Annotated in this window: 25 protein-coding genes; 11 read left to right on the top strand and 14 right to left on the bottom strand. The window is 43.5% G+C overall.

Going from position 1 to position 26,072, the window contains the following annotated elements; all coding sequences use genetic code 11:
- The first annotated feature begins 195 nt into the window (after positions 1 to 195).
- Positions 196 to 1,503, top strand: a complete 1,308-nt coding sequence (locus ACFQZS_RS06810; protein WP_377098561.1) for a DEAD/DEAH box helicase — start codon at positions 196 to 198, stop codon at positions 1,501 to 1,503.
- 48 nt (positions 1,504 to 1,551) lie between these two features.
- Positions 1,552 to 2,244 carry a monofunctional biosynthetic peptidoglycan transglycosylase gene (gene mtgA, locus ACFQZS_RS06805; RefSeq protein WP_377098559.1) on the top strand — a complete coding sequence of 231 codons (693 nt, stop codon included), beginning with the start codon at positions 1,552 to 1,554 and terminating at the stop codon, positions 2,242 to 2,244.
- A 58-nt stretch (positions 2,245 to 2,302) separates the two neighbouring features.
- Here the strand turns inward: mtgA and ACFQZS_RS06800 are convergent, their stop codons facing one another.
- Positions 2,303 to 3,268, bottom strand: coding sequence for an SDR family NAD(P)-dependent oxidoreductase (locus ACFQZS_RS06800; RefSeq protein WP_377098558.1), 966 nt, complete (start codon positions 3,266 to 3,268; stop codon positions 2,303 to 2,305).
- Between the two features lie 212 nt (positions 3,269 to 3,480).
- Here ACFQZS_RS06800 and ACFQZS_RS06795 point away from each other — a divergent pair, with 212 nt between their 5' ends.
- Together ACFQZS_RS06795 and ACFQZS_RS06790 are read left to right on the top strand one after the other, a co-directional pair.
- Positions 3,481 to 4,662, top strand: coding sequence for a formimidoylglutamase (locus ACFQZS_RS06795; RefSeq protein WP_377098556.1), 1,182 nt, complete (start codon positions 3,481 to 3,483; stop codon positions 4,660 to 4,662).
- 51 nt (positions 4,663 to 4,713) lie between these two features.
- The gene (locus tag ACFQZS_RS06790; RefSeq protein WP_377098554.1) at positions 4,714 to 5,853 is read left to right on the top strand and encodes a redoxin domain-containing protein; all 1,140 of its coding nucleotides are present in this window, start codon (positions 4,714 to 4,716) and stop codon (positions 5,851 to 5,853) included.
- A 228-nt stretch (positions 5,854 to 6,081) separates the two neighbouring features.
- On the opposite strand, the gene ACFQZS_RS06785 is transcribed toward ACFQZS_RS06790, so the two are convergent.
- A complete protein-coding gene (locus tag ACFQZS_RS06785) occupies positions 6,082 to 7,731 on the bottom strand; it encodes an NAD+ synthase (RefSeq protein ID WP_377098552.1) in 1,650 nt (549 codons plus the stop codon).
- Positions 7,732 to 7,801: 70 nt separating this feature from the next.
- Between ACFQZS_RS06785 and gldB the strand changes: the two genes are divergently transcribed.
- The gene (gene gldB, locus ACFQZS_RS06780; RefSeq protein ID WP_377098550.1) at positions 7,802 to 8,842 is read left to right on the top strand and encodes a gliding motility lipoprotein GldB; all 1,041 of its coding nucleotides are present in this window, start codon (positions 7,802 to 7,804) and stop codon (positions 8,840 to 8,842) included.
- Between the two features lie 74 nt (positions 8,843 to 8,916).
- Here the strand turns inward: gldB and ACFQZS_RS06775 are convergent, their stop codons facing one another.
- The 6 genes from ACFQZS_RS06775 to ACFQZS_RS06750 all read right to left on the bottom strand — a co-directional run bounded on the left by ACFQZS_RS06775 (position 8,917) and on the right by ACFQZS_RS06750 (position 15,134).
- Positions 8,917 to 9,102, bottom strand: coding sequence for a hypothetical protein (locus ACFQZS_RS06775; RefSeq protein WP_377098548.1), 186 nt, complete (start codon positions 9,100 to 9,102; stop codon positions 8,917 to 8,919).
- A gap of 310 nt (positions 9,103 to 9,412) precedes the next feature.
- Complete coding sequence (locus tag ACFQZS_RS06770; protein ID WP_377098546.1) at positions 9,413 to 11,500, bottom strand: hypothetical protein; 2,088 nt, start codon at positions 11,498 to 11,500, stop codon at positions 9,413 to 9,415.
- Positions 11,501 to 11,641: 141 nt separating this feature from the next.
- Complete coding sequence (locus ACFQZS_RS06765; protein WP_377098544.1) at positions 11,642 to 12,253, bottom strand: hypothetical protein; 612 nt, start codon at positions 12,251 to 12,253, stop codon at positions 11,642 to 11,644.
- A 124-nt stretch (positions 12,254 to 12,377) separates the two neighbouring features.
- The gene (gene fabG, locus ACFQZS_RS06760) at positions 12,378 to 13,121 is read right to left on the bottom strand and encodes a 3-oxoacyl-[acyl-carrier-protein] reductase (protein ID WP_377098542.1); all 744 of its coding nucleotides are present in this window, start codon (positions 13,119 to 13,121) and stop codon (positions 12,378 to 12,380) included.
- A gap of 212 nt (positions 13,122 to 13,333) precedes the next feature.
- The gene (locus tag ACFQZS_RS06755) at positions 13,334 to 14,344 is read right to left on the bottom strand and encodes a ligand-binding sensor domain-containing protein (RefSeq protein ID WP_377098540.1); all 1,011 of its coding nucleotides are present in this window, start codon (positions 14,342 to 14,344) and stop codon (positions 13,334 to 13,336) included.
- A gap of 43 nt (positions 14,345 to 14,387) precedes the next feature.
- Positions 14,388 to 15,134, bottom strand: a complete 747-nt coding sequence (locus tag ACFQZS_RS06750) for a WD40/YVTN/BNR-like repeat-containing protein (protein ID WP_377098538.1) — start codon at positions 15,132 to 15,134, stop codon at positions 14,388 to 14,390.
- A 102-nt stretch (positions 15,135 to 15,236) separates the two neighbouring features.
- On the opposite strand from ACFQZS_RS06750, the gene ACFQZS_RS06745 reads away from it, so the two are divergent.
- Positions 15,237 to 16,127 (top strand): winged helix-turn-helix domain-containing protein, encoded by an 891-nt coding sequence (locus ACFQZS_RS06745; RefSeq protein ID WP_377098536.1) that lies wholly within the window; start codon positions 15,237 to 15,239, stop codon positions 16,125 to 16,127.
- Between the two features lie 676 nt (positions 16,128 to 16,803).
- Here the strand turns inward: ACFQZS_RS06745 and ACFQZS_RS06740 are convergent.
- From ACFQZS_RS06740 to ACFQZS_RS06715, 6 genes are all read right to left on the bottom strand, one after another.
- Positions 16,804 to 17,805 (bottom strand): MlaD family protein, encoded by a 1,002-nt coding sequence (locus ACFQZS_RS06740; RefSeq protein ID WP_377098534.1) that lies wholly within the window; start codon positions 17,803 to 17,805, stop codon positions 16,804 to 16,806.
- Between the two features lie 17 nt (positions 17,806 to 17,822).
- The gene (locus tag ACFQZS_RS06735; protein WP_377098532.1) at positions 17,823 to 18,596 is read right to left on the bottom strand and encodes an ABC transporter ATP-binding protein; all 774 of its coding nucleotides are present in this window, start codon (positions 18,594 to 18,596) and stop codon (positions 17,823 to 17,825) included.
- The gene (locus ACFQZS_RS06730; RefSeq protein WP_377098530.1) at positions 18,596 to 19,405 is read right to left on the bottom strand and encodes an MlaE family ABC transporter permease; all 810 of its coding nucleotides are present in this window, start codon (positions 19,403 to 19,405) and stop codon (positions 18,596 to 18,598) included. Before ACFQZS_RS06730 ends, ACFQZS_RS06735 begins: the two co-directional genes overlap by 1 nt.
- Before the next feature lie 218 nt (positions 19,406 to 19,623).
- Entirely contained in the window at positions 19,624 to 20,043 is a 420-nt protein-coding gene (locus ACFQZS_RS06725) for an OsmC family peroxiredoxin (RefSeq protein ID WP_377098528.1), read from the bottom strand.
- A 118-nt stretch (positions 20,044 to 20,161) separates the two neighbouring features.
- Positions 20,162 to 20,929, bottom strand: coding sequence for a hypothetical protein (locus tag ACFQZS_RS06720; RefSeq protein WP_377098526.1), 768 nt, complete (start codon positions 20,927 to 20,929; stop codon positions 20,162 to 20,164).
- Positions 20,930 to 20,982: 53 nt separating this feature from the next.
- Positions 20,983 to 21,636 (bottom strand): HAD family hydrolase, encoded by a 654-nt coding sequence (locus tag ACFQZS_RS06715; protein ID WP_377098524.1) that lies wholly within the window; start codon positions 21,634 to 21,636, stop codon positions 20,983 to 20,985.
- A gap of 239 nt (positions 21,637 to 21,875) precedes the next feature.
- On the opposite strand from ACFQZS_RS06715, the gene ACFQZS_RS06710 reads away from it, so the two are divergent.
- From ACFQZS_RS06710 to ACFQZS_RS06690, 5 genes are all read left to right on the top strand, one after another.
- On the top strand, positions 21,876 to 23,015 hold the full coding sequence (locus ACFQZS_RS06710) for a GAF domain-containing protein (RefSeq protein WP_377098522.1): 1,140 nt from the start codon (positions 21,876 to 21,878) through the stop codon (positions 23,013 to 23,015).
- A 394-nt stretch (positions 23,016 to 23,409) separates the two neighbouring features.
- Positions 23,410 to 24,264 carry a UbiA-like polyprenyltransferase gene (locus tag ACFQZS_RS06705; protein WP_377098520.1) on the top strand — a complete coding sequence of 285 codons (855 nt, stop codon included), beginning with the start codon at positions 23,410 to 23,412 and terminating at the stop codon, positions 24,262 to 24,264.
- 99 nt (positions 24,265 to 24,363) lie between these two features.
- A complete protein-coding gene (locus ACFQZS_RS06700) occupies positions 24,364 to 24,879 on the top strand; it encodes a VOC family protein (RefSeq protein ID WP_377098518.1) in 516 nt (171 codons plus the stop codon).
- A gap of 35 nt (positions 24,880 to 24,914) precedes the next feature.
- On the top strand, positions 24,915 to 25,442 hold the full coding sequence (locus tag ACFQZS_RS06695; RefSeq protein WP_377098516.1) for a DUF5946 family protein: 528 nt from the start codon (positions 24,915 to 24,917) through the stop codon (positions 25,440 to 25,442).
- A 67-nt stretch (positions 25,443 to 25,509) separates the two neighbouring features.
- A complete protein-coding gene (locus tag ACFQZS_RS06690; protein ID WP_377098514.1) occupies positions 25,510 to 25,983 on the top strand; it encodes a hypothetical protein in 474 nt (157 codons plus the stop codon).
- The last annotated feature ends 89 nt before the right edge of the window (positions 25,984 to 26,072 follow it).

Genomic DNA, 26,072 nt, shown 5'->3' with positions numbered 1-26,072 from the left:
AATCTCTTAATACCTATTCTTCGTCATAATCCGCAAAAACACCCCTACCTATACATCCCAACAAAAAACAGTATCTTTGCCTGCAATAAAAAAATAATACCCGTTAGCTTTACGGTTTTGATCATTTCCACGACGAGAGACTCTTCAGATCCGCTTATGCAATCGCGTTAGCATCTACATAATAAGATACAATACATGTCATTTGAAAATTTAAAATTAATTGAGCCTATTTTGAAGGCTCTTAAAACAGAGGGTTATACAACGCCCACCCCTATACAAAAACAAGCTATACCCATTATACTACAAAACCGCGACCTTTTAGGCTGCGCACAAACTGGTACCGGTAAAACTGCCGCTTTTGCTATTCCTACCTTACAGTTATTATACCAGGAGAAACAACAGCACAAAGAACAAAAAACAATAAAGACCTTAATATTAACCCCTACCCGCGAGCTTGCCATACAGATTGACGAGAGCTTTGCAGCTTACGGACGCCATACTGGCTTAAAACATACCGTTATTTTTGGGGGTGTGTCTCAAAACCCACAGGTGGACATTATACGCCGTGGTGTTGATGTTTTAACAGCTACACCAGGCCGTTTGCTTGACCTGATGAACCAGGGCTACATACGCCTTGACCATATAAAAATATTGATACTTGACGAAGCCGACCGTATGCTGGATATGGGCTTTGTGCATGATGTAAAGAAAATAATTGCCAAAGTGCCTGCAAAAAGGCAAACGCTTTTCTTTTCGGCCACTATGCCTAAAGAGATACAGCAACTGGCCGATAGCATATTAAACAAACCTGAAAAGGTGGAGGTTACGCCGGTATCATCAACTGCCGATACTATTCAGCAGGAACTGTACTATGTAGAGAAGAACGATAAACGCTCTTTACTGGCCCATATACTAAAAGACAGGGACATTAAAACCGCGTTAGTGTTTACCCGCACCAAACACGGTGCTGATAAAGTGGTAAAGGACCTGCATAAAATTGGCGTTACTGCCGAGGCTATTCATGGCAACAAATCGCAAAATGCAAGGCAGCGCGCATTGGCTAACTTTAAAAACCGCACCACGCGTGTTTTAATTGCTACTGATATTGCCGCGCGTGGTATTGATATTGACGAGCTAACGCACGTTATTAACTACGAGATACCTAACATACCCGAAACCTATGTACACCGTATTGGCCGTACAGGCCGCGCCGGTGCTGATGGCATTGCTTTTTCATTCTGCGATCAGGAAGAGATAGGTTACATAAAGGATATTCATAAACTGATAGGTAAACAGATCCCTGTTAACGAAGATCACCCATACCCTATGAGCGCTAAGGCTATTGCTAATCCTTTGCCACCCCCTGCTCAGGGCGGTAACAAAGGTGGCGGCAACCCACGCGGCGGGCCAAAGCGCGGCCGTGGTTTTGGCGGTGGCGACAAGAAAAAAAGCAACAACCGTCGTGAGGGAAATATGAGCGGGAAGCCGAGAGCAGCAAGATAATTGTTACCATCTTGATAAAATTTCGGGATAAACAGATATTTTAGTTGCATGAAAGGCTTGGGCAAACTCATATGGCGCTTTGTTAAATTATTTGTTATTGTATTTGTTGGCTTTAGCGTTTTAAGCGTTATAGCCTACCGTTTTATTAATCCGCCTTTTACCTGGTTAATGATCGGACGCGGGTTTGAGCGCAAGGCAGACGGCAAGGACTGGAAAATTGACAAAGAGTGGCGCGACCTTGAAGAAATATCGCCTTACATGGCCCGTGCGGCTGTCGCTGCCGAAGATGCTACCTTTTTAAATAATGTTGGCTTTGATTTTAAAGCTATTGAACGCGCAGCAAAAAACAATGGCAAAGGCAAGCACGTCGCGGGCGGTAGTACAATAACCCAGCAAACTGCTAAAAACGTGTTCCTGTGGTCGGGGCGCTCCTGGCTGCGTAAAGGGCTCGAGGCATATTTTACGGTACTGATACAGATATTCTGGAGCAAAGAACGCGTTATGGAAGTTTACCTTAACGTTATTGAAATGGGCGATGGTATTTATGGCACACAGGCAGCCGCGCAGGAATATTTCCACAAAGATGCCAAAGACCTAACCCGTTCGCAGTGCGCTGCCATTGCATCTATTTTTCCAAGTCCGCTGCATTGGTCGCCAACTAAGCCCAGCCGTTATGTAAAGCACCGGCAATACCTTATTAAAAGAAACATGAAAATAATAGGGCCGCTGGAGTTTGATTAGCCCCCTAAAGGGAGAATACCCACGAAGCAATGGCCACAAGAGTTCCCCCTTCAGGGGGTTAGGGGGCTAAGGATTCGCATATCTCCCTCACCGTCTCGCTTATCGGCTTAAATTCAATGCCAATGGCCTGCTTAATTTTGCTGTTATCAAAGTTGCGTACCTGGCTTGCAGCCTGTGCGGCTATCTTATCCAAAAAAGGCGGTTTCCCGGTAATAAGTGATACTAACCGCGCCAGTCGCCAGCCAATTTCCATCATCCAGGGTTTGGCATATATGGTAGGCGGTGCTACTTTGAAACAAGCGGCAATTTCTGTGGTCAGCTCCCCGTAGTTGCGGTTTTCGGCGCTGATGATGTATCGCTCGGCAACGATGTCGCTTTCCATTAGTGCTATCATACATCTGGCAACGTCCTGCACATCAACAAAACCGGCTACACCTTCGGTATAAAATTTTAATCCTTTACGAACGGCTTCAAACAATTGCCCGCTGCCTCTGGTGCCCGCGTTGGGGCCAATTATTAACGACGGATTAACAATAACTGCGTCAAGTCCCTCAGCTATGCCGCGCCACACTTCCATCTCACTTTCCAGCTTTGATATAGCGTAACCATCATCCTCTAAATTAACATCAAGTTGGTGGTTCTCTGTGGTAAACTCTCCGGGTTTGGCATGGCCAACGGCAGCTATTGAACTTACATGCACCAGCCGCGCGCTATTATCCAAACAAAGATTAACCACATTGGCGGTGCCGGCAATGTTGGCGTTTATCATTCGCTTTTTATGCGCCTGTTTAAGCGACACAAAAGCGGCGCAATGATAAACCTTATCAACACCTTCAAAGGCCTGCTCAAGGGCAGCAATATCCAGCATATCGGCATCTATCCACTCGATATTCTTAGATGCTTCTAATAATGGAGGAATAAATGAGTTTTTTCGTTTGGTACAACGGACCAGCTCGCCGCGTTCGGCCAGCTGTTTGGCAACTTCTGCCCCTAAAAAACCTGTAGCGCCGGTAACGAGTATCATTCTTGATGTGCAGATATGCGGTTGTGCAAATGTGCGGATAGATGTGCGGATATGCAAATGTGCAAATGTGCGGATATGTAAATGTGCAGATGTGCAAATGGGTTAAATGTGTGGATAAGCAAATTTATAATCATTTGCATATCTGCACATCCTCATATCTGCACATTAAAAAAATCTGCATATTTGCACATCAACGCATTTGCACATCAAATATGTCCCTATCTGATTTTTTTTTTCCTATCGATTTAAAAAAGATACTTCCTAAAAATGGTTACTATACCAGTCATCTGGGAAGTAAGATCGAGACTTTTTCAGACGCTTTTCCGGATCTGGAGCAAGGTGTAGATCTGGCCATTATTGGTGTGCAGGAAGACCGCAATGCCATAAACAACCCCGGCTGCGCGCTTGGGCCTGATTATGTACGCGAAAAGCTTTACCTGCTTAACGAAGGCGGTTACAACACAAAAATTGCCGACTTAGGAAACATAAAACAGGGCGAAACGGTTACAGACACCTATTTCGCGCTGAAAACTGTTATTAATGAACTGATAAAAAAGGACATCCTCCCCATCATCATCGGCGGCGGGCAGGATCTTACTTACGCCCAGTATCTGGCCTACGAGTCGCTTGAACAAAAGGTTGACCTGGTTATAATTGATCCGCGGTTTGATCTGGATGACGATGATTACCCGGAAACCATAGAGACAACATCCGCGTCATATCTTCAAAAAATATTTTTACACGAGCCCAATTACCTGTTCAACTACAGTAACCTTGGTTATCAAACTTATTACACCAGTCAGGATAGCCTGCGGGTAATGGAGAAGCTTTATTTTGATACCCACCGTTTAGGCGAATTAAGCGGACAAGTAGCCGTTACCGAGCCTATCATCAGGAATGCCAATATGCTCAGTTTTGATATGGGCGCGGTACGGTCCTCAGACGCTATGGGTAATATCAACGCCGGGCCAAACGGCTTTTATGGCGAAGAAGCTTGCCAGATATGCCGCTACGCAGGGATAAATGATAAGCTTACCTCTATAGGCTTTTACGAATTTAACCCGGCGTATGACAGCAATGGCCAAACAGCCATGCTTTTAGCGCAAATGATATGGTGCTTTATTGACGGCTTTTATAATCGTAAAAAAGACTTTCCGCTTAATCCAAAATCGCAATACCTTATTTATAAAACCAGTTTAAAGCATGACGATCATGAGTTGGTGTTTGTAAAAAGCAAAAAATCTGACCGATGGTGGATGCAGGTACCTTACCCCACAGGCGGATCGTTAAATGAACGCTTTCACCTGGTACCTTGCCGGTACGATGATTATACCACCGCCGTATCCGGTGAAATGCCTGACCTTTGGTGGCGCACGTACCAAAAATTGGTGTAAATGCAATTGAGAGCGAAATTGCACGTTATGTACAAAAACATTTTGATTTTGATGAAGAGATGGTTATTGGCGGCGGCCATGCTGCCGCTGTTTGCAACAGCACAAAGCACAAATCCGCAATTTACGGTAAACGGTAAAGTGGGCAATTTAAATGCCCCTGCTAAAGCTTATTTGATATACAAATTTGGGGCTAACCAGGTGGTAGACTCTGCCGACATAGTGAATGGGGCTTTCAGCATAAAAGGCGAAACTATGGAGCCTAATATGGCGCAATTAGCCATAGACCATAAGGGATTGGGCATTCAAAAATTAAGCGATGATAAGAGCGTTGATATCTTGGCTTTCTTTATCTATAACAACAGCATCAACATCACTACTGATAAGGATTCTGTAAAAAACGCTGTTCCCGATGATGCGTTGAATAACGAAAGTAAACAATTAAAAACCCAGCTAAGTCAACTTGAGGATGACGCGAAGAAGTTAAACGAAGAATATAGATCAGCATCATTAGAGAAACAAAATTCACTGGAATTTAAAAATTCGCTGCAGGCTCGCGCGGTGGTTTTACAGGCCCGGCAAAAAACTATACTTAAAAATTTTATAACAAGCCACACCAATAGTTTTCTTAGCCTGATAGCGTTAAGCATGTTAGGCAATCACGCTGCCGACATTGCCGAAATAGATAATTTATACAGTTTACTATCGCCACAGATAACCGCTTTAGAAACAGCGCGATCGTTAAAATTATCTATTGAAGCTTCTAAGGCAACCGCCATTGGCTCTATAGCGCCTGATTTTACGCAGAATGATGCCACCGGCAAACCGGTATCGCTTTCTTCATTTAAAGGAAAGTATGTACTGGTTGATTTTTGGGCATCATGGTGCGGCCCTTGCCGCGCGGAAAACCCCAACGTTGTTAAGGTTTATAATAAATATAAAAGTAAAAAATTCACAATTTTAGGGGTATCGCTTGATAAGCCTGATGCTAAAAACAACTGGCTGGCCGCTATAAAAAATGATGGCCTGACATGGACGCAGGTATCCGACCTTAAATTCTGGGATAACGAGGTGGCCAGGCTTTATCATATATCTTCAATACCAGCTAACTTTCTGCTTGACCCAACCGGCAAGATCATTGCCCGCGATCTGCGCGGTGCCGATCTTGAAAAGAAGTTGAGTGAGGTGTTGTAGATTTAAAGATTGTCATTTCGAGCGATAGCGAGAAATCTATACACGAGTATCCGCCTGCTTGGCGTGTGCATATATCTCTCCTTTGGTCGAGATGACAACGAAAATGATCAATCAAAATGTCATTTCGAGCGATAGCGAGAAATCTATACATGTTAGAGCCACAGGATAAGCTTGTGCATAGATCTCTCCTTGGGTCGAGATGACACGATGTAAAGAAAAACGGGGCCGCTACTGCAAATACTTCCCAACAATAGGCATTCTTCGGCCCATACCGAAAGCTTTTGGCGATACGCGCAAAATTGGTGGTGTTTGGTAGCGTTTGTGCTCAGATATATTGATCAAGCGGAGGGTGCGTTTTACGGTTGCTTCATCATAACCCATTTTTATTATCTCGGCTGACGAGCGGCGTTGCTCCACATATTCAAAGATGATCTTATCCAAAATGTCGTACTCCGGCAGGGAATCAGAATCCTTTTGTCCGGGGCGCAGTTCTGCAGACGGCGGTTTTGTGATAGAGTTTACCGGGATAATCTCCTCGTCTTTATTAATAAACCGGGCCAGTTCAAACACCTGTGTTTTATAAACATCACCAATAACAGATATGCCGCCGCACATATCGCCATATAATGTACCATAGCCTACGGCAGCCTCGCTTTTATTGGATGTATTGAGCAAGATGTAGCCAAACTTATTACACATAGCCATAAGCAAAACAGCACGGCTGCGCGATTGTATATTTTCTTCGGCTATGTTAAACGGCAGGTTATTAAACTGCGGATGCAGGGCTGTTTCAAAAGCATCGGTAACGTGCTCAATAGCTATGGTCTGGCTCATGCAGCCAAGGTTATCAACCAGGTCCTGCGCATCCTTGATGGAGTGGTCGCTTGAAAATTTTGAGGGTAACAGAACAGCCATAACATTTTGCGGACCCAGGGCCTTGGCAGCTAATGCGCAGACTACGGCTGAGTCTATCCCACCCGAAAGCCCCAGTATAGCCTGCTTAAAGCCTGACTTTTTAAAGTAATCCTGAATGCCCAGGATAACGGCATCATGAATTTGAGATATATCACTATCTCGCTGTTCCTTTTTTGTTGATGGGTGGTTAAAGGTCACATCTCCGTTGTCTCCTAAGGTATAATAGGCTATACTTTCGGTAAAATAAGGCATCTCATCCACCAGCTCGCCAGATTTATCGAATACTAAGGATCCGCCATCAAATATCAGTTCGGTTTGCGCGCCTACGTGGTTAACATACAACAACGGTAATTGGTAACGCGTTACATTATCCTTTAAAATGGCAATACGCTCCTCATCATGCTTGTACGAAAACGGTGAGGCAGCAATGTTGATCATCACATCAGGCTGTTGCTCAATCAGCGTATCCATGGGGCGGGTAACATACAGCGGGTTCTCAATGGTGTTCCATAGGTCCTCGCAAATGGTAAGCGCAATGCGTTTACCTTTAAAATCTATACAATTAAATTCGGTTGAGGGTTCAAAATACCGGTACTCATCAAACACATCATAATTGGGCAGCAACGCTTTTGCAACTACGGCCTTAACGTGGCCATTTTCAATAAACCAGGCGGCATTGCTCAGGTCCTTACCTTCCGGTTTAAGGTTAGGTATGGGCAAACCAATTATGCAGGCAATATCTGTACAGGCCGCAGCTATTTTGCGGGCCGACTCATCGCACAGGGTAATAAACTCGTTCAGTTCTAAAAAATCGCGCGCCGGGTATCCACTTATGCAGAGTTCTGCAAAAACAACCAGATCAGCCCCGTTATCCCGCGCTTCCGCAATAGATTGAATTATCCTGGCGGTATTTGATTCAAAGTTACCAACGTGGTAGTTAAGTTGGGCTAAGGCTATTTTCATAAGTGTATTCCCGGTTGTACATTTGCACCCAAAATGCAAATAATAAGCTAATTTTGCTGAAAGTATAAAAATGACAGCAACCTACTGCAAGTTCAAACAAATTTATTTATTTTTTGCCATAGGCGTGTTATTTACGTCATGCGGCGACAATAAAAATATCGACGTAAGCGGTATTCCTGTTGATGTTAAGATTGAACGCTTTGACCGCGATTTTGACCAGATGCGCGAAAAACCCATGCAGCAACAGGCTGCTTTACTTCAAAAAAAGTATGGCATCTTTTATAACGATTACGTGGGCCAAATATTGGAGGCGGGGAATGTAAATGACACCTCCTACTTCAACACCTTGCGCCAGATCTTTGCCGGTAATGCCTACCGTGATTTGAAGCACGATGTAGATGCCGTTTTCCCCGGCGATATGGAAAAGCAGAACGCCGAGCTTACCGACGCGTTCCGACGCATAAAATATTACTACCCGCAGAAAAACCTGCCGAAAGTGTACGCTTACTTTTCGGGCTTTAAAGCGCAAACATCTATTGGAGATGGCTACTTTGGCGTAGGCCTGGATATGTTTTTGGGCGCCGATTCGCGATTCTATCCGGCTATCAGGGCAACCTTCCCGCATTACGTTTCGCGCCGATTTACACCTGATTACATTGCTACGCGGGTGGTAGAAGGCATTGCCCGCGAGGACATGTTCCCCGAAAATGAAAGCGACCATAGCCTGCTCAATAAAATGGTTTACGCCGGTAAGATCCTTTATTTTATGGACCAGGTGCTGCCCAATGTGGCTGATTCGGTAAAAATTGGCTACACTACCCAGCAAATGAAATGGTGCACTGAGTTTGAAGGAAAGATATGGGGGTATTTTTTGGAGGAAAACCTGTTGTATGAAACCGATTACCAAAGAATACAGACGTATATTAATGAAGCGCCCTTTACACCAGGACTTGGCGAGCACAATGACTCTTCGCCCAAGTTAGGCATATTTACCGGCTGGCAGATCGTTCGTAAATATATGGCCGAACATAAAGATGTAACCCTGCAAATGTTAATGGCCGAACCGAATGCGCAGAAGATCTTGAACGAATCGAAATATCGACCTAAATAAAAAATCTTCCAAAAAAAAATAGCGATGAGTTTAACCCATCGCTATTTTTTATTTATAAAGTTTTTCTGTTTTACCTACTTAATAATTGCAAACACGGCTTTTAAGCCTATAGCAGTACCTATAACCAAAATAAGGTTAGCAATGCCCGATGCGTATTTAAAATCGAAAAAACGAAGGTAAACACCCACTAAACCTATAACTATTGCAATTACTAAAAGTATGTAATGACGTGGCGCGTTTGCTTCTTGTGGTGATATCATGATGCTGATTTATTTTACTGGCACAAAAATAAAAATGTTTGCCGAATAAACTAATGCGTAATTGAAATTTTATAAAGAAGATGCTTTAAAACGTGTCATTTCGATAGAGCAGGCGAGGGAAAATGGGTGGCGCGAAAGAGAAATCCTTTCGAAGCGACAACAGTGTGGACAGTTCGAAAGGATTTCTCTTTCGCTCCAGTTCCTAAGGCCCGCCCTCCGCTCTATCGAAATGACAACCGGGCGATGAAATTCGAAATCGAAAATCCGAAATCCGAAATCCGAAATCCGAAATCCGAAATCCGAAATCCCCCTACACCTCTCCTTCCCTTTTACGCAGGAACCATTCAACACTCAGCAGCAAAAATATAAAAGCGAAGATCCACTTCACATCTATCATATCGCTGTAGTGCTTATCCTCAAAAACAAGGGTTTTAATATTCTCGTTCTTTTTAATCAGTTCGGCCAATTCATCCAGCTGTTTTGGGAACAACATTTTGCCGCCGCTTTGGGCAGACATGCTGTTTAATAACTGACGGTTGGCTACGCTCTGCCTTATCTCTAAATTAAGCGGCTTAACCGTAAACTGCCCGGTGCCATTAAACGCCTGCTTTCCGAATATTGTGGTGGCGCTGTAGGTGTATTCGCCAACGGGCAGGTTACCTGCATCTAACTGGTAAGTTTGGCCCATGCGGGTAAAAAGGAAGTTGTAGTTCTTGCCATCGGCACTTTTAATGGCCATTTTAACATCGGGCGTATTGGTGAGCTGTAAGGCATCATCATACAATTCAGCATTGAGCAATACATTATCACCTTCATCAAATATATTTTTGGATGGATAGGCCCTAAAGCGTTGCTTATCGGTATTGGCGGTAAGGTATTGCACGCTCTGGCTAAACAGTTCTTCTAAAGCGTGGTGATTGGCGTAGCTTTGGTATTCCGATAGCTGCCAGCGCCACAGGCCCTCGCCCATAAAAACACCGCTTCTGCGCCCGGCATCGTCGCCAAACATCAGCAATGGGTAAGATGTTGGCACATTACCTATACGTTGCTTTAATAACACGCCGTTAGGCACAGTTACGCTATAGTTGGCATAGGGCGCCATTAATGGAGGAAACTTATTGATCTTTTGAAGGGTGGAGTCGCTTAACGTAAATGATGAAAAATCAGTAGCTGTAATAGCAAACACCTCTTGCATATCAAAACGGTTGCTGCTTACACCGGCCAGTTTTTGCTGTGTATTAAAGCCACGTATATCTGCCTGGGCACCCAGCATATACCAAATAGGGATACGGGTTTTAGCTAACTCAGGCCTGAGCAGCGTAAAGGTGGAGAACGATGGCTGATAAAGAATTAACAGGCTGTAATCGCTCCATTTTATGGCACCCATATCGGCAGTAAGGCCGGCCTTTAGCTCAAAGTTCTTGTTACTTTCAATGGCTTGCTTAATTACCGTCACATCCGGGTGCGGACCATCATATAACAACAATATTTTTTGCTTTACGTCTAAAACCTCAACATAAATAGTTTCCGAGTTATTTTGCGTAGAAAGCTCGTTTTTTACCGGCGACAGGTTGATGTTGTATTTGTGAATGCCTTTCTTCTCGGCATTCAGCTGAAAGGTGCTGATCTTTTTAAAGGCATCGTTACTTACCTCTATATTTTCTGAATGCACCACTTTGCCGCCTTCGCTAACGGTTAGGCGCATGGCCTCGCCCCTGCTTTGCCATGCTTCGGTTAAAACCTCAATTTCAAAGTTATTGCCCAGGTAGGCGGTTTTGTTGTAATTAACATTGCCTATCAGCACATCGCGGCGGGCAACGGTATCGCCAAGCGCTATGGTATAAATGGCCGATTTTATATTACGGGCATCGTATTGCGGATCGGCACCCTGGTTGTACATACCATCCGTTGCTATAACCAGCGCCCCAATGTTTTGATTGGAATACTGATCATTCAGCTGGCGCAAGGCGGCAGACATATCCGTTTTGCGGGCATCGAAAGTATTGGCAAGGCCGTTATTCAATTGCGCACCGAAATTAAATTCGCGTACATCGTAGTCGTCGCCTAATTTATCTTTAAGGGTTGCCAGGTTGGTTACAAAAGCTTTAGGATCAAATCCGGCAGGTTTAAACTGCGATACGGATTGCGAATTATCCTGTGCCACCAATATCAAAGGCTTTTGCGGCTGATAGCTTAATGATTGCAACAAGGGAGACAACAGCAATAAAGCTATAATAAATACAGCCAGCGCCCGCAGGGCAAACAGGCCCTTCCTGAAGTTTTCGCCCAGGTTTACAGGCTGGCGATACATAAGCCAGGCATATGCAAGACCGAGCAGCAGGCAAACCGGCGCCCACCAACCGGAAACAGCGCCCCAGGTAATTGAAAATAACAGCATATTCAGGTTGTACGTGTTACGTAATACGTTTTACGTTGCTAATCGCAAAATGCAAAAAATATAATTAAGTGGTTGAAATGTTTTTGTTACAGAGAGGATTTGGTTTGAAGTGTTACGTTTGACGTTGCACGTTGATTTAGACTAATCGCGCTTAACCGTTGTAGTGCCGTATGTTATTCCACTTTTAAGAAAAAATTTCCTTAGCATATCATACTTCTGCTCGCAATATTCCGTATTCATTATTTTAGATGAACTTAGGTAATACTTTTGGCATTCAAAGCAATATTCAATGTAGTGCGTGATTCTCCCTTTAGCATCGGCAAATAAAATGGCGTTCCTTGGCTCATAACAGGTAAAGCCCGGATCAATCAGCTTAAACGGTAGTTTGACGGGCGAATAGCCTACGTTAAATAGAATATCAGTAAGCGAATCAATTTCACTTGAAGTTAGTTGACGACTCTCTTTTACTAACTTTGTGTCAATGGAAAAGTTATTTACTGCGACAGGCTTTATGGGACTATAATCGCTTCTGAACGAAATTAATGTTACGGCTGTGGATGAAGCAAAAGGAATGAACTTACGACGCTGGGTTGAGTTATAGCGTCCGGTATTTATGCAGGTCATATACTTTTTCGCCAACGCTGCTTCTTTCCCGGTTAACTCCACACCAATCATGCCTTTCAATTTAGCATATTGGCTATATACAAGCGTGGATGATAAGAGAAATAATAAAGTAATGTTTAGCTTTTTCACAACCAAATATAACTAATCGCTACACTTAATGCACACAACAAAAAGAGCATATCTGTTATACAGATATGCTCTTTTATATAAGGTTTGGCAACTAATCTCTAATCACCAATCTCCAGTCACTAACCTACAGCATTCCCCCATCAACCGGGATAACCTGCCCTGTGATGTAGGTAGCCATATCAGATGCCAGGAAAACGCAGGCGTTGGCCACATCTTCTGTTTCGCCGGCGCGTTTAAGCGGGATGCCTGCCTCCCAGCCTTGCACCACTTTAGGGTCAAGCACTTCCGTCATTTCGGTACGGATAAACCCCGGGGCTATCACGTTGGTACGGATGTTACGTGAACCAAGCTCTTTAGCCATTGATTTAGAGAAACCAATAATACCGGCTTTTGATGCCGCATAATTGGCTTGTCCGGCATTACCATCAACACCAACTACCGAGCTCATGTTGATAAACACGCCCGCGCGGTTCTTCATCATAATTTTTGATGCCGCTTTGGTAACGTTGAATATTGACTTAAGGTTTACTTCTATCACTTCATCCCACTGCTGCTCTGTCATACGCATCAGCAAACCATCTTTGGTTATGCCGGCGTTATTTACTACTATGTGCAGGGTGCCAAAATCGGCAACTATATCGTTTATCAATTTATCAGCCTCATCAAATTTCGATGCGTCAGAACGGTAGCCTTTTACCTGTGTGCCAAAGCTTTGCAGTTCCTGCTCCAGGGCAAGTCCTTTTTCTACAGACGATAAGTAGGTGAAAGCCACGTTAGCGCCATGCTCGGCAAATTTTTCGGCTATTTTGCGGCCTATTCCTTTTGATGCACCTGTGATTAGGGCGGTTTTTCCTTCTAATAATTTCATAAACTTTTACAGATTCCGTTTCGGGCGGTGAAGATAAACATTTAAGCCGAAACGAGGAAAAAGCGACTGCTTGAAGTACGGCAGTCGCTTTTTTTATACTCGAAAAGATTTCTCCTCCCGCTCCTCACAGCCCTACGCAGATCGTTGAAATGACATCGGCGATTGTCGAGGTATCCGACATTAATGTAGAACACCGTAGTGTAAATACGCCTTTAAAACTTCTTAACCTCTTTACCATCATAACGATAAACACCATTCTCTGCTCCAAACCAAATACTGCCATCCTTAGCTTCCAGGATGCCAAAGAGCGCGATATTTTCCGGGTATTCTGATCTTATTTCCGTTAATGTCGGCTTTTCACTCAACAACGCCTTTTCATCATAACGCGAAAGCGCGAACTTTTTGTTATTGGCATTATTAAAGCCCGATGGCATACTATCCATAACCACTACCGGCGCAGAGTTATTGCTCTTTTTTTCTGCGCTTGTCCAGATATTGCCTTTTCTGTCCTCGTAAACATGGCTAACAATATAATCGCTCAATTGGGTAAACGTTTTGCCATCATAGCTCCAAAGGCCGTCATCGCCACCCAGCCAAATGTTGCGGTTTTTATCCTGTATAATAGACCGCACCTTTATAAACGGTTGGCTTTTGCGGCTTAAAACGGTAAATGTTTTTCCATCATAAACAACAGCAGCGCCCATTGTGCCTAACCAAAGCTTGCCGGTTTTATCTTCAATAATGGTATTTATAGCATTATTGGGCAAGCCGTCCTTCACAGTAAAATTGCGAAAGGTGGCGCCATCATATCGACTTAAGCCGCCCTGCCTGCCTATCCAGATATTACCGGCTTTGTCTTCGTAAATACTCATCACGCCATCACTGGGAAGTCCCTGCTTAGTTGTAAAGTTTTTAAAGGTCCTGCCATCGTAATTATAAACGCCCGAGCCGAGAGAACCGAACCACAGGTTACCTTTGCTATCCTCTAAAACAGAAGAGAAACGTGCTGAATTTTCTTTGCCAGTGATGTTGGTGAACGTTTGCCCGTCATATTTAAAAATACCTTCGGACGAGGCCAGCCAAATGTTGCCTTTTTTATCCTGGATGATACTGCGGGTAATGTTTTTAGGGCCCGATGCAGTGTTGGATCTGTTTTGTGCTTTACTTAAAGTGCAAAAAGCCAGCAGCAGGAATAGGGTGAAAATTTGTTTAGTGTTAGACATTGTTATTGGGTTATAATTGTTAAACATAATTCTGATACATTTTTCAGCAACCGGCAGGCTCTGATACCGCATACAATGCATTGCCCGAAACATATAATCTGAGTACAAATTCGCGTTGGTTACGGGTAAAAATACTTGCCTCTAAAAATTCAAACTCCTTATGAACCGGAATAGCGCAAAGCACCCTCTTCCAGGTTTTACCCATATTAGCCGACTGGTACAGGCCGCCCATATGCCCGCATATTAAATACTTACCCATTTGTTTGATGGATGAAATGGAAGTTGGAAGTCCATTATTTATGGATTGCCAGGTTTCCCCTTTATCTAATGAAATGCGTATTTCGTTGGATTTAGTTGTTGCATTGTAGACAATTGCGGTAAATCCCTCTTCGATGCGTGAAACAGCCATACCGCTGCCGCCTTCGTTTATCACTTTTTGCCAGTGTTTACCGTTGTCTGTAGAACGCATAACGCCGGTTTTATTTGTCCCAATCCAAACCCCTTCCGTCTTTACCATGAATCGTTCTAAAGCAGACTGCTCAATAGCAGGCGGCGTTTTGCTAACATCATTCCAATGTTCTCCGCCGTCGGTTGTTTTAAGAATGGAGTTTATCAGCAGATCTTTATTACCTGCCCGGGCCGTGCGTGCCGCGTTTGTATACAGTTTAACGGTTTTTGTTTTTTTGTCCGCCGCTCTCTCGCCTTTTGGTATAAAAGAGTTGAGGAGAAATAATACCAGCGCAATGGCCGGGGTCAATAGAAATAGTCTTCGCATTTTTTTATTTTTCATATCCTTTTCGTTTGGTTCCACGAAATTACTTTGACATTTTTCCGTTGGAAGAACCTGGATTGTAAATAAAAATGTAAACTTTGTAAATAAAATATTGACACTATGTTAGTTAGCCAAAACCTCCTCTCGGGGAAACGTAAGTACCTGTTTGCATTGACGCTGCTACCATTCATTACGGTTATCTGCGTGGCATTTAGCGTGGGCAACAGCGAAAATTTTGATCTGGCAAGGCGCGAAATTTTACTGCGCAAAATAGGTCATGAGTTGCTTTTACAATCAGGCGATAGCATATCGAGGGTACTGCCTGTAGAAAAGGTAAATACTAACGAGTACCGGATAAGGTTTGAGAAAGAATTAACTTTTAAAACAGACTCTTTGGTAAATACAACGGGGCGTTTGTTAGGTACAGACCCGCTGGCGCGCGATTATGTTATCAGCGTTTTAAACTGTAGTAGTGATGCTGTAATTTATGGCTATGCCATATCAGACAATAAAAAGGATGATATTGTAACATGTAAAGGCAGAAAGCAACCCACAGCCTGTTACATTATTGATATTAAATTTAAACCTAAAGGCTTAAATACCGCAACAACGGGGTATGTTTTAGGCGGCCTTCCCTTTTTAGCATTTGTTGGCTTTCTTTTTTTCAGATCTGCTAAACCACGCAGAGAAGCAGCCACCGGTGAGGATGCAGGTACCATCACTTTAGGGTCGGTGCAATTTGATGCTAAGTACCGGAAACTAATTATAAACGGAACAACATCAGACCTAACGGGAACAGAAACACGCCTACTCAGTATTTTTGCCTCGGCCCCCAACCAAATTATAGCAAGAAAGCGCCTGCAAAAAGAGATATGGGAAGACGAAGGCGTTATTGTAGGCCGCAGCCTGGATATGTTTATATCAAAACTCAGAAAAAAACTGGAAGAGGCGCAGGATATTAATATTGTTGTTGTAAGGGGTAAGGGGTATAGGTTGGAGATTAGCGCTTAAAATAACCTTAAAAAATTTAGTTGGGGTGTTTCATTCCGAACTAAGGAATAGCGGCTCGAATAAAACTCCCCTCTTGAGAGGGGGTGCGAGAGAATGTGCGGCTGCGGGGGTGTGTTTAACGCGCGATATAACACACCCCTCCGCCCCTCTCAAGAGGGGAATCGCACTAGCCAACGCTTTTACAAATCTTCCGAACACGACTAATTTGTAATCCGCGAATAAATGCAATGCTATTAATTCGGCACACGAGGATTGCAAATCCTCCTTTTCTTCAGTCCGGGATTGCAAATCCGGACTAACTCAGAGTTTAAAAGCCATCGCTATTATTGTTTGAGTCATGCTGAACTTGTTTCAGCATCCCACATGCTTTTCCGCACGTTTTATCCACGTTGGTCAGGATGTTTCATCCAGGACCAGCGAGCTGTGGATTTGTAATCCGTGAATAAATGCAATGCTATTAATTCGGCACACGAGGATTGCAAATCCTCCTTTTCTTCAGTCCGGAATTATAAATCCGGACTAACTCAGATTAGCGCCTAAACAATAAAAGCGATGAGTTTAAAACCCATCGCTATTATTGTTCAAGTCGTGCTGAACTTGTTTCAGCATCCCACATGCTTTTCCGCGCGTTTTACCAATGGGGTGCCGAAACAAGTTCGGCATGACATTACGGTTGTTACTGCTTCAACTTCTCAGCAGCTTTTATACTATCCTGCTTTGCTTTTTCGCGCTTTTTAAAGAACCCTTTAAGGAAGAAATTACTTTGAAGCGCCTGCATGTTATCATTCAGTTTAACCGAGCTTTGCTGCAGGTTATTAAGCGTGCTGCGAACTTGCCCGGCAGCTGTAGGGTCGTTTAACAAAATACCTATGGTATTATCATTGCTGTTAAACTTGTTAGTAGCCTTAATAAGATTATCGGTAATTGCATTTGCATTTTTTGCCGTTTGCTGAAACTGATCTGCCGTTGCGGTAAGCTTATTAAAGGTCGCCGTGTCTGTAAACAATTTATCCGCCAAACCACCCTTGGTATTCATGGTTTTGCTGAATTTGTCCAGCTGTACTGCCATACGCGCGGCGCTGCCGGTAGCAGCTTCTAAATTGCGCATAGAGTTACGTAATTGTATAGCCATCAGGCTATCAGCCATCAGCGTACCTACAGTACCTTTACCTTGTAATATTTTGCGGCTCAGCAATTTAAAGTCGCCGGTTATGGCTAACAGGTTTTGGTTATTTTGCTGTAAGGTTTTCATGATATCATCGGTCGAAGTCATTTTTTCTGACTGTAATACATCCCCTTCCTGTATAACTGGGGCCTGCGGGGTTCCACCGTCAATAACAATAATTTTATTACCAATCAAGCCGTCTGAACCAATATGCACACCTGCGTTACGGTGAATGTACGGCTGGCTGCCTTCGTCAATTTTCATGTCCACGTCAACCTGGCCCGCGCCAATAAATTTTATTTTACTTATGCTGCCCACAATTACACCCGAAAACCAAACTTTGTTGCCGCTTTTAAGGCCCGCAACATCATCAAATACCGCGCTGATGCGTACGCTTTTTGAAAAACTTTTTGATTGGCTGCCCAGTGTAAAAACGCCCAGTATAAACACCACCAGCCCCACGGCCAGGAATATGCCTACTGTTATAGCCGTTTTATTGTCTGATCTATCCATAAAAATCTTCTTTAAATCTACTTTATAAAATTGTAATCAAAAAATGGTTTAACCCGCTCATCCTTAGTATCAAATACCTCATCAAACGTTCCCTGGCGCTGAAACTGCCCGTCAAGCAACATGGCAATACGATCGCCGGTTTGTTTGGCGCAGGTTAAGTCGTGCGTTATTATAATAGACGATGTATTGTAGCGTTCCTGCACCTCATTTATCAGTTCGTTTATCTCAATACAAGTTATCGGGTCTAACCCTGCCGTAGGCTCATCATACAGCATTATCTCGGGGTTAAGTATCAAAGTACGGGCAATGCCTATACGTTTACGCTGCCCGCCAGAAAGCTCTGACGGCATTTGATTAATGGTTTGCGATAGCCCCACAGCATCCAACACCGTCTCAACCGCGGTATCAACTTCGCCGCGGGTTAAATTTCTTTTATTACGTACCAGCGGGAACTCCAGGTTTTTACGCACCGTCATACTATCATACAAAGCGCTGTTCTGGAAAGAAAACCCTATCCTCACCCTCAATTCGCGTAACTCGCGATCGCTAATGTTGTTAACGTTGTGCCCTAACACATCTACCTGGCCGCTATCCAGTTTAAGCAGGCCTGATATGATCTTTATCAGCACAGATTTACCCGTACCCGACCGGCCCAGCACCACCAAATTCTCGCCCTGGTAAAGCTCCAGATCAATTCCACGCAGTACATGGTAATCGCCAAAGGATTTTTCCAATCCTTTAATGCGAATAACCGCGTTGCTTTTATCTATGGGTGCCTTAGCCTTGTGCATTATCTAAACCAGCTGGTCATTTGTACTATAACAATCTCTTCAATAAACACTAAAAACATAGCGGTAACCACCGCGCCGTTTGCTGCTTTACCAACGCCTTCTGTTCCTTTGTTTGAGTTATAACCCTGGTAACAGCCTACAATACCAATGGTAAACCCAAACACAATAGATTTGATAAGCGACGCGTTAAAATCAATAAAACCTAAAGGATCAAAAAACTCTTGTATAAAAGTTTTAAAACTGGTGCCTTCGTTAAGCGCAACATTTATATAACCACCTAACATGGCTACCAAACCGGTGTAAGTGGCCAAAATTGGAATAGTAAGTGTTGTGGCCAGCACACGCGTGCAAACCAAAAACTTAAACGGGTTTGTGCCTGATACCTCCATGGCATCTATTTGCTCGGTTACGCGCATAGAGCCCAACTCGGCACCAATGCTTGATCCCACCTTACCGGCAGCTATCAAAGCGGTAACCAAGGGTGCCAGCGCCCGCATAATAGCTATTGACACCAATGATGGCAACCAGGAGCTTGCTCCAAACTGGGCCAATGAAGGGCGGGATTGCTTGGTAAAAATAAGACCTACAATTAAACCTGTTAACGATATTAAGGTGAACGACCGTACCCCTACTTCAAAACACTGCCGAACGATCTCTTTAAACTCAAAGGGTGGTACAAAAGCCTCCTTAAAAAAGCGGATGATAAACTTGTGGATATCGTAAAGCGTAGCAAAAAAGTCTAGCGCCCTTTTACGTGGTTTACTCTGCTTTTTCTTAACTACTGGGGCTTCTGTGCTTTGTATATCCATTAACGGCGGCAAAGGTATTATTTAATGTATAATATCTACAAACACACGCATGTGTTGTTTTACGCGCTGCAAAATTAATCAAATGATTAATACGGCAAAGTTACATTTGTAATTGTTAGGTAAAGTAAAGTGTGGATGTTGTTTACATTAACCTAAGAAAATAAAAAAACGCCATTGCTAGGCGCAATGGCGTTTTCTGTTTTTCTTGTGTTTATTCCTTATTGATAGCTCACACCCAAGGTAATAGGCGCGTTCAATACTTTTGATATAATGCAATTAGCTTTTGCGCCTTCGGCAATTGCTTGAAACTGCTCTGCAGATACACCTTCAATTGCTGATGCTTTCAACTCCAGGTGTATACCGGTGATACTTAATGCTACCATATCCAGTTCTAAAACAGCTTCGGTGTCCAGATCGCCTGGGGTAAAGCCGGCTTTGGTAAGCTCAGCGCCAACAGCCATGGTGAAGCAGCCTGCGTGTGCAGCGGCTATTAATTCTTCGGGGTTAGTGCCAACGCCCTCAGCAAAACGGGTTTTAAAAGAGTATTGTGTATTGTTTAAAGTAGTGCTTTGCGTAGTGATGGTTCCTGTGCCTTCTTTTAATGTGCCGTTCCAGTGGGCTTTTGCTGTTCTTTTCATAATGTTGTGTGTTTATTGATTATTGGTAAAGTTAGCTATTGAAGATTAAAGATTAGTTATTAAAGATTGGTTTTACTGTTAAATTATAAACCAGGCTTACCGGTTTTGTTCAGCGCTGTTAAAATTTCAACCCTGCTCTTAAAAACACCGCGCTGCCTACTTCTATAGTGCCAAAATAATCTTTAAACTTTATAAAATAGCTGGCTTTGGGGTAAATATTGCGAAACATGCGCTGCGTGGCAGTGTCGCCGCTATAAAACTCTTCATTAATAGGGTTATAGCCCAGTGTTGTGCCTAAGTAGCCACGTATGCCGTGCTGAAAATCAGTATCGTTTTGGTTATGGAACAATATTTCGCTGGTTAGGCCTATGCTAAACAGATCTGTACGGGCATCAACTTTATAGCCGGGTTGGGTTACCAAAAATTTACGAAAATCGGCATAATCGCCAAACTCATGGCTATACGCGGCTTCCACACCAATAAAACGGATATCGGCCCGGTCATTATTCACAAAAAAATTGGCAGAGAACCGCCCGCCTACCGCGCCAAAAAATTTATCGCGGAAATAATTGGCTTTTGCCTTATCGCTTGAACCGGTTTGATAATCGCCGAAAGAGCCGAACGCGCCGTAAGCCACGTTAAAATTGTCAAAAGTATTCGCGCGGCTCAGGTTTACCTGTCCGCTTACCAATACGTCGTTAAAATTGGTATTGGTATGCATGTTTAAGCCCGCCGATACGTAATTAGCGGTGCTTTCCTTATCAAACGATGCCGGTTTTGGCAGGTAGGCAATATCCTGGTGATAAAGCGCCGGCGTATAAACCTGCGAGCAGGAACTCAGCAAAACCAACGCGCCAATTATTACAATGGGTAGTTTTATCTTCATGGTGATTTAACGCTAACAAGTTTAAAAAAGTTTGTAAGTCAGCTCCGCAACCATTATTCTATCAGCTTTTCAAAAAAATCCCCGGTAAAATCATCAGCAAAATGTATCACGTTGGGCAGGCCTTCAAACTCATGCTGCTGATGCGTGGTTGTTAATATAACCGACGGCATACCCGCGTTTAGCGCGGCCTCTGCGCCTTTAGGAACATCCTCAAAAACCAGACAGTCTGCAGGTGCAACTTGCAGCAACTCTGCTACACGCAAATAGGTTTCGGGGTGGGGTTTGCTAATTGTAACATCATCTGCGCTAACTATCGCTTTAAAATAATGGCGTATGTTCAAATTGTCCAGCACAAAATCAATATTGAACGGAATAGCCGCCGATCCTATCCCCATAACTATGCCTGCCTTATGCGCCTTATCTAAAAACTGATGCAAACCCGGCAGCAACGCTAACTGCGGTAAAAACTCCTTTTGGTAACGCCTCTCTTTTTCAAATGAAAGCTCCTTCATTTCGTCGGCAGTAAAACGGTCGGCGCCAAACATGCGCACCAGCACTTCGGGGTTTTTACCATACATCTGTGCTTTTACCTCGTCCCAGGTAAAGTTTCCGCCCAGGTCATGGTTCAATAAATGCTGCCATGCGCGGGTATGAAACTCCATGTCATCTATCATGGTACCATTCAGGTCGAATATAAAAGCCCTCATAATTTTTGTTTAGCAGCCGCAAAAGTATTTAAATGAATGCTGCCAGCGGATAAAAAATTGAAATGATTGCTAAAAGCGTGAAAACTATCACAATAGTTAAATTATAACTTTTAAGTAACATTTGTATTACGAAAGTTACAGCAATAATATAAAATCTGATCACCGCCATTAAAACCAATTGCGGCCTCAAATCGTATTATATATAAACCGAAACATGCTAAATCTTTACGTGCTGTAATATGATTGACGAAAAAAGTCGCCTTGAGGCCGTAAGTAGGTTTACTCAAATAAACCCTGACGTAGCAGCCGACCTTAACGAACTTGTTGACCTTGCCGCACAGATCTGCAATACCCCTGTGGCGCTTGTAACACTGATTGACGAGGATGTGCAATGGTTTAAAGCCAGCAAAGGTGTTGATATGGAAGGCACTGCAAGGCAGCTGGCCTTTTGCAATCACACTATACAGCAAAACGGGTTATTGGTTGTGCCTAACATGGCCAATGACTTACGTTTTACCCACAACCCGCTTGTAGCAGAAGCACCGCACGCACGGTTTTATGCCGGTGCAACCCTTGTTACCAGCGATGGTTACAACATTGGCAGCCTTTGCGTTATTGATATGGAAGAGCGCGACCTGGACGACACGCAGCGAAGCGCGCTGAAAACCCTGTCAAAACAGGTAATGCGCCTGATGGAGCTGAACTGGACAATGAACGCCCTGGAAAGCCGGAATGACGAGACGGAACGGCAAAAGAAACTGATAGAAGAATCGGAGCTTAAACTACAGGCTATTTTTGATAGCTCAAAAGATACCCATGTGCTTGTAAATAAAAATTTGGAGATACTTGCTTTTAACAAGGCTGCCGATGAGTTTTCTATAGCAGAACATGGTAAACCACTGCAAACCGGGGCTTTAATAACCGGGTTTACCGCTCCAAAAGTGGTTGAGCCTATAACGAAAAACCTGGCAAAGGCATTTGCAGGCGAAATAGTACGGCGCGAATGGAACGTATGCCCCGGCAGGGAAAAAGAATGTTGGATGGAGGTTACTTTTATACCGATAGCCGACCAGAACGGCAATATTATAGGCGTAGCCATCAATTCTGCAGACATAACCGACCGTAAAATGCAGGAGGACCAGATCAATATACAAAATGCCGCACTTACCCGCATAGCCATTATACAATCGCACGAGTTGCGCCGCCCGGTTGCATCCTTATTGGGTATTATGGCGCTGATAAAACTGGAACAGAACAAAGGCAACAGCGAGTATCTTGAAATGCTGGAATATACCGTAAAAGAACTGGACCAAAAGATCTGCGAGATAGTAAAAGACTCTGAAAATACCATTAACGGATATATGTCTATTGTGGCGTAACACCCAAATCGTTATGCCGAACTTATTTGTCCGTCCATTTACCAGGCAGGTGTTTACCTGTCTATGGGATGCCGTAATAAATTCCGCATGACCTTTTATTGTCATGCTGAACTCGTTTCAGTATCCCACATGCTAAGTAGCCCGTTATATATGATTTTTATACCGAGTTTGCCACCTGTCTATGGTATGCCGAAATAAATTCGGCATGACTTTTCATTGTCATGCTGAACTCGTTTCAGCATCCCACATGCTAAGTAGGCCGTTAGATATAGTGGTATGCCTAAACAAGCTGTACCATCACATTGATTTTTTAAGCGGATTTCAACGCTCTTACACCCCGCCTTATTTATTTAAAGTTTTGGTTACTTTTGCAAGGCTAACTACCCTGTACTAAATGAAGAAATATCTATCGCTGGTAACCTTCTCGCATACCATATTTGCCATGCCTTTTGCCTTTATAGGCTTTTTTTTGGCGGTAACAACTACCAACCACCCCTTTGTTTGGCAAAAACTGGTTATGATGGTGTTGTGCATGGTGTTTGCTCGTAATTCGGCCATGGCATTTAACCGTTACCTGGACAGGGAAATTGATGCCCGCAACCCACGCACCAAAGTGCGCGATATACCCGCAGGTCGCATTAGTCCAACATCGGCGCTGGCCTTTACGCTGGTTAACTGCGCATTGTTTGTGGTTGTAACATGGTTTATTAATCCGCTGTGTTTTTACCTTTCGCCGGTGGCTTTATTGGTAGTGTTAGGTTATAGCGCCACCAAACGCTTTACGGCGCTCTGCCATTTGGTATTGGGCATTGGCCTTTCGTTGGCTCCTATCGGTGCTTATTTGAGCGTAACAGGCGCGTTTGCCCTGCTGCCCGTTTTCTTTTCGCTGGCGGTATTATGCTGGGTGAGCGGTTTTGACATTATTTATGCCCTGCAGGATGAGGATTTTGACCGCAGTGAAAACCTGCACTCCATACCCGCCTATCTGGGCAAAGTGAACGCTTTACGGCTCTCTACTTTTTTACATATCCTATCTGCATTGTTTATTATAATGCCAATATTCTACACTAATGTGGGTGTTTTATATTATATCGGCATAGTGTTTTTCAGCGCCATGCTCATCTATCAGCATATGCTGGTAAAACCCAACGACCTGAGCCGGGTAAACTTCGCTTTTATGACAACCAACGGCATAGCCAGCGTTGTTTTCGCGGTTTTGTTTTTGTTGGATAGGACGTTTTTTGTTTAGTTGGATTTACTGACCATAATCACAAAATACAGTCGGTATCTGATAAAAAACAAAAGGTAATACATCGCATATTAGCTTAACTGATAAACCAATAAACCAATGAAAAAGTATCTAATTCTCTCTGTAGCTTTTGCACTACTTGCGGCCTTTACCGCCAAAGCCCAATCTAACTTCAGCAGTAAACTGATCGGCGTAGGCGTGGTTGTAGCCGACATTGAAAAATCTGTCGATTTTTATGTAAACGGCATAGGCATGGTTAAAACGAGCAGTTTTAATATTGCCGAAGACTTTGCCAAACGTTCCGGTCTATCCAACGGCGTGCCCTTCGCGGTAACGGTTTTAAAATTAGAGAACAGTCCCGAAGCCAACGAGTGGAAACTCATCAGCATTAAAGGTGCCAAGGCAACGCATCCAAAACAAAACTTTATACAGGATGATGTACGCCCGCAGTATATCACCATTAATGTAAAATCGTTAAAAGCGGTGATAGACAGGCTTACTAAAATGAATGTTAAGTTATTAGGCAGTACGCCAACCGCCCTTAACGCGCAAAGTCAATTTGCCTTTGTGCAAGATCCTGACGGTAACTTTATTGAGCTGATAGGCCCAATGTAGGATTTTACGTTCGAAAGAAATTCAATCAAACAACTATGCAAGACTGGCTAAGTTATGCTGAAAAACACGGGATAAAGTTGCTTGATAACGGTCCCTGTCAGTTCTGCGGCGCGCCGGTATTAAATGGTGTGGCCGAATGCCATCAAAACGTAAATCACATTGCAGAATTGCTTGATTATAGTGACCCAGCCAATTACACCACCCGTTTTTTAAGTGTTGACGCACTGGCGCTGCAGCACTGTGAGGTACACGGACCCTGGAACAATTACATCCATTTTGCAAGGCTGGTGCTGATATTTGAAAAAAGTGTGGAGTGGAACTATTCACTTACCCCCATACTAAGCAACGCGGTAAATGATTATAAAAGAAATCGCAGTGCGGTACGTACCCCTCCGCCCAAAGGCGAACGGGGCGAAATAACTACTGCTGATATATTAACAGCATCGTCGCCCGAGGAGTGCAGAACAACAGTGAAAGAATGGGCATACAGCGTTTACGAAGCTTTTTATGGATACAGGGAAGATATTGAACCCATTGTAGCTAATTTTTTGCTGAAACGTTAGTTTTTACAGCATTCATTTTTTGGCAGGGTTTATGTTCTGATTAACCAAATAATTACATCACAACACCATGAAAAAGATAGTACAACTTACCCTAAGCGTTTTAGCCCTTACCTTTATTTTACAGGCATGCTCAACCACCAAAAGCTTAGTGGGTGCCCAAAATGGACCGGTTAACGGCAACTGGACATTAACTAACGTTAGTTACGAAGGTATTGTAGCCAATGCGGTACAAAATGTTTTCGACCAGGCACCACCATCGGCTTTTGTTAACAGTACCTGGGCGCTGTCTAACAGCGGCAACGGATCATACACTTTAGCCAACGGAACGTCGCAAACCATATTCTGGAGTTATAATAACCAGGACAAAATGAACCCGGTATTTCAGTTTAAAAAAATATACGAAGGAGAAAAAGCTAAAAACATAGCCGACGGTTATCAGCTTAACGTTGCTCAGGCAGACAAGACTTCTATGACGTTAAAATCGCCCATAGCCAATGGTGGCAGAACCGCTTACGTTGTTTATACTTTTAGTAAGAATTAAGCATAATTTTATTTAGCAAAAAGGGCAATCTGCTTAGCGGGTTGCCCTTTTTTAATGAATTTACTTCCCCTACCCTCTTTCCGCCGAAG

Origin of the sequence: Mucilaginibacter calamicampi, assembly GCF_042676765.1 — a bacterium.
In the GTDB taxonomy this organism is placed as follows: domain Bacteria; phylum Bacteroidota; class Bacteroidia; order Sphingobacteriales; family Sphingobacteriaceae; genus Mucilaginibacter; species Mucilaginibacter calamicampi.
This window is presented reverse-complemented; position numbering and strand designations above follow the sequence as displayed.

What these genes read in the sequence shown, in the direction of transcription:
- ACFQZS_RS06810 (WP_377098561.1), top strand. Translation starts at nt 196, where the DNA reads ATGTCATTTGAAAATTTAAAATTAATTGAGCCTATTTTGAAGGCTCTT.
- mtgA (WP_377098559.1), top strand. Translation starts at nt 1,552, where the DNA reads ATGAAAGGCTTGGGCAAACTCATATGGCGCTTTGTTAAATTATTTGTT.
- ACFQZS_RS06800 (WP_377098558.1), bottom strand. Translation starts at nt 3,268, where the DNA reads ATGATACTCGTTACCGGCGCTACAGGTTTTTTAGGGGCAGAAGTTGCC.
- ACFQZS_RS06795 (WP_377098556.1), top strand. Translation starts at nt 3,481, where the DNA reads ATGTCCCTATCTGATTTTTTTTTTCCTATCGATTTAAAAAAGATACTT.
- ACFQZS_RS06790 (WP_377098554.1), top strand. Translation starts at nt 4,714, where the DNA reads ATGAAGAGATGGTTATTGGCGGCGGCCATGCTGCCGCTGTTTGCAACA.
- ACFQZS_RS06785 (WP_377098552.1), bottom strand. Translation starts at nt 7,731, where the DNA reads ATGAAAATAGCCTTAGCCCAACTTAACTACCACGTTGGTAACTTTGAA.
- gldB (WP_377098550.1), top strand. Translation starts at nt 7,802, where the DNA reads ATGACAGCAACCTACTGCAAGTTCAAACAAATTTATTTATTTTTTGCC.
- ACFQZS_RS06775 (WP_377098548.1), bottom strand. Translation starts at nt 9,102, where the DNA reads ATGATATCACCACAAGAAGCAAACGCGCCACGTCATTACATACTTTTA.
- ACFQZS_RS06770 (WP_377098546.1), bottom strand. Translation starts at nt 11,500, where the DNA reads ATGCTGTTATTTTCAATTACCTGGGGCGCTGTTTCCGGTTGGTGGGCG.
- fabG (WP_377098542.1), bottom strand. Translation starts at nt 13,121, where the DNA reads ATGAAATTATTAGAAGGAAAAACCGCCCTAATCACAGGTGCATCAAAA.
- ACFQZS_RS06755 (WP_377098540.1), bottom strand. Translation starts at nt 14,344, where the DNA reads ATGTCTAACACTAAACAAATTTTCACCCTATTCCTGCTGCTGGCTTTT.
- ACFQZS_RS06750 (WP_377098538.1), bottom strand. Translation starts at nt 15,134, where the DNA reads ATGAAAAATAAAAAAATGCGAAGACTATTTCTATTGACCCCGGCCATT.
- ACFQZS_RS06745 (WP_377098536.1), top strand. Translation starts at nt 15,237, where the DNA reads ATGTTAGTTAGCCAAAACCTCCTCTCGGGGAAACGTAAGTACCTGTTT.
- ACFQZS_RS06740 (WP_377098534.1), bottom strand. Translation starts at nt 17,805, where the DNA reads ATGGATAGATCAGACAATAAAACGGCTATAACAGTAGGCATATTCCTG.
- ACFQZS_RS06735 (WP_377098532.1), bottom strand. Translation starts at nt 18,596, where the DNA reads ATGCACAAGGCTAAGGCACCCATAGATAAAAGCAACGCGGTTATTCGC.
- ACFQZS_RS06730 (WP_377098530.1), bottom strand. Translation starts at nt 19,405, where the DNA reads ATGGATATACAAAGCACAGAAGCCCCAGTAGTTAAGAAAAAGCAGAGT.
- ACFQZS_RS06725 (WP_377098528.1), bottom strand. Translation starts at nt 20,043, where the DNA reads ATGAAAAGAACAGCAAAAGCCCACTGGAACGGCACATTAAAAGAAGGC.
- ACFQZS_RS06720 (WP_377098526.1), bottom strand. Translation starts at nt 20,929, where the DNA reads ATGAAGATAAAACTACCCATTGTAATAATTGGCGCGTTGGTTTTGCTG.
- ACFQZS_RS06715 (WP_377098524.1), bottom strand. Translation starts at nt 21,636, where the DNA reads ATGAGGGCTTTTATATTCGACCTGAATGGTACCATGATAGATGACATG.
- ACFQZS_RS06710 (WP_377098522.1), top strand. Translation starts at nt 21,876, where the DNA reads ATGATTGACGAAAAAAGTCGCCTTGAGGCCGTAAGTAGGTTTACTCAA.
- ACFQZS_RS06705 (WP_377098520.1), top strand. Translation starts at nt 23,410, where the DNA reads ATGAAGAAATATCTATCGCTGGTAACCTTCTCGCATACCATATTTGCC.
- ACFQZS_RS06700 (WP_377098518.1), top strand. Translation starts at nt 24,364, where the DNA reads ATGAAAAAGTATCTAATTCTCTCTGTAGCTTTTGCACTACTTGCGGCC.
- ACFQZS_RS06695 (WP_377098516.1), top strand. Translation starts at nt 24,915, where the DNA reads ATGCAAGACTGGCTAAGTTATGCTGAAAAACACGGGATAAAGTTGCTT.
- ACFQZS_RS06690 (WP_377098514.1), top strand. Translation starts at nt 25,510, where the DNA reads ATGAAAAAGATAGTACAACTTACCCTAAGCGTTTTAGCCCTTACCTTT.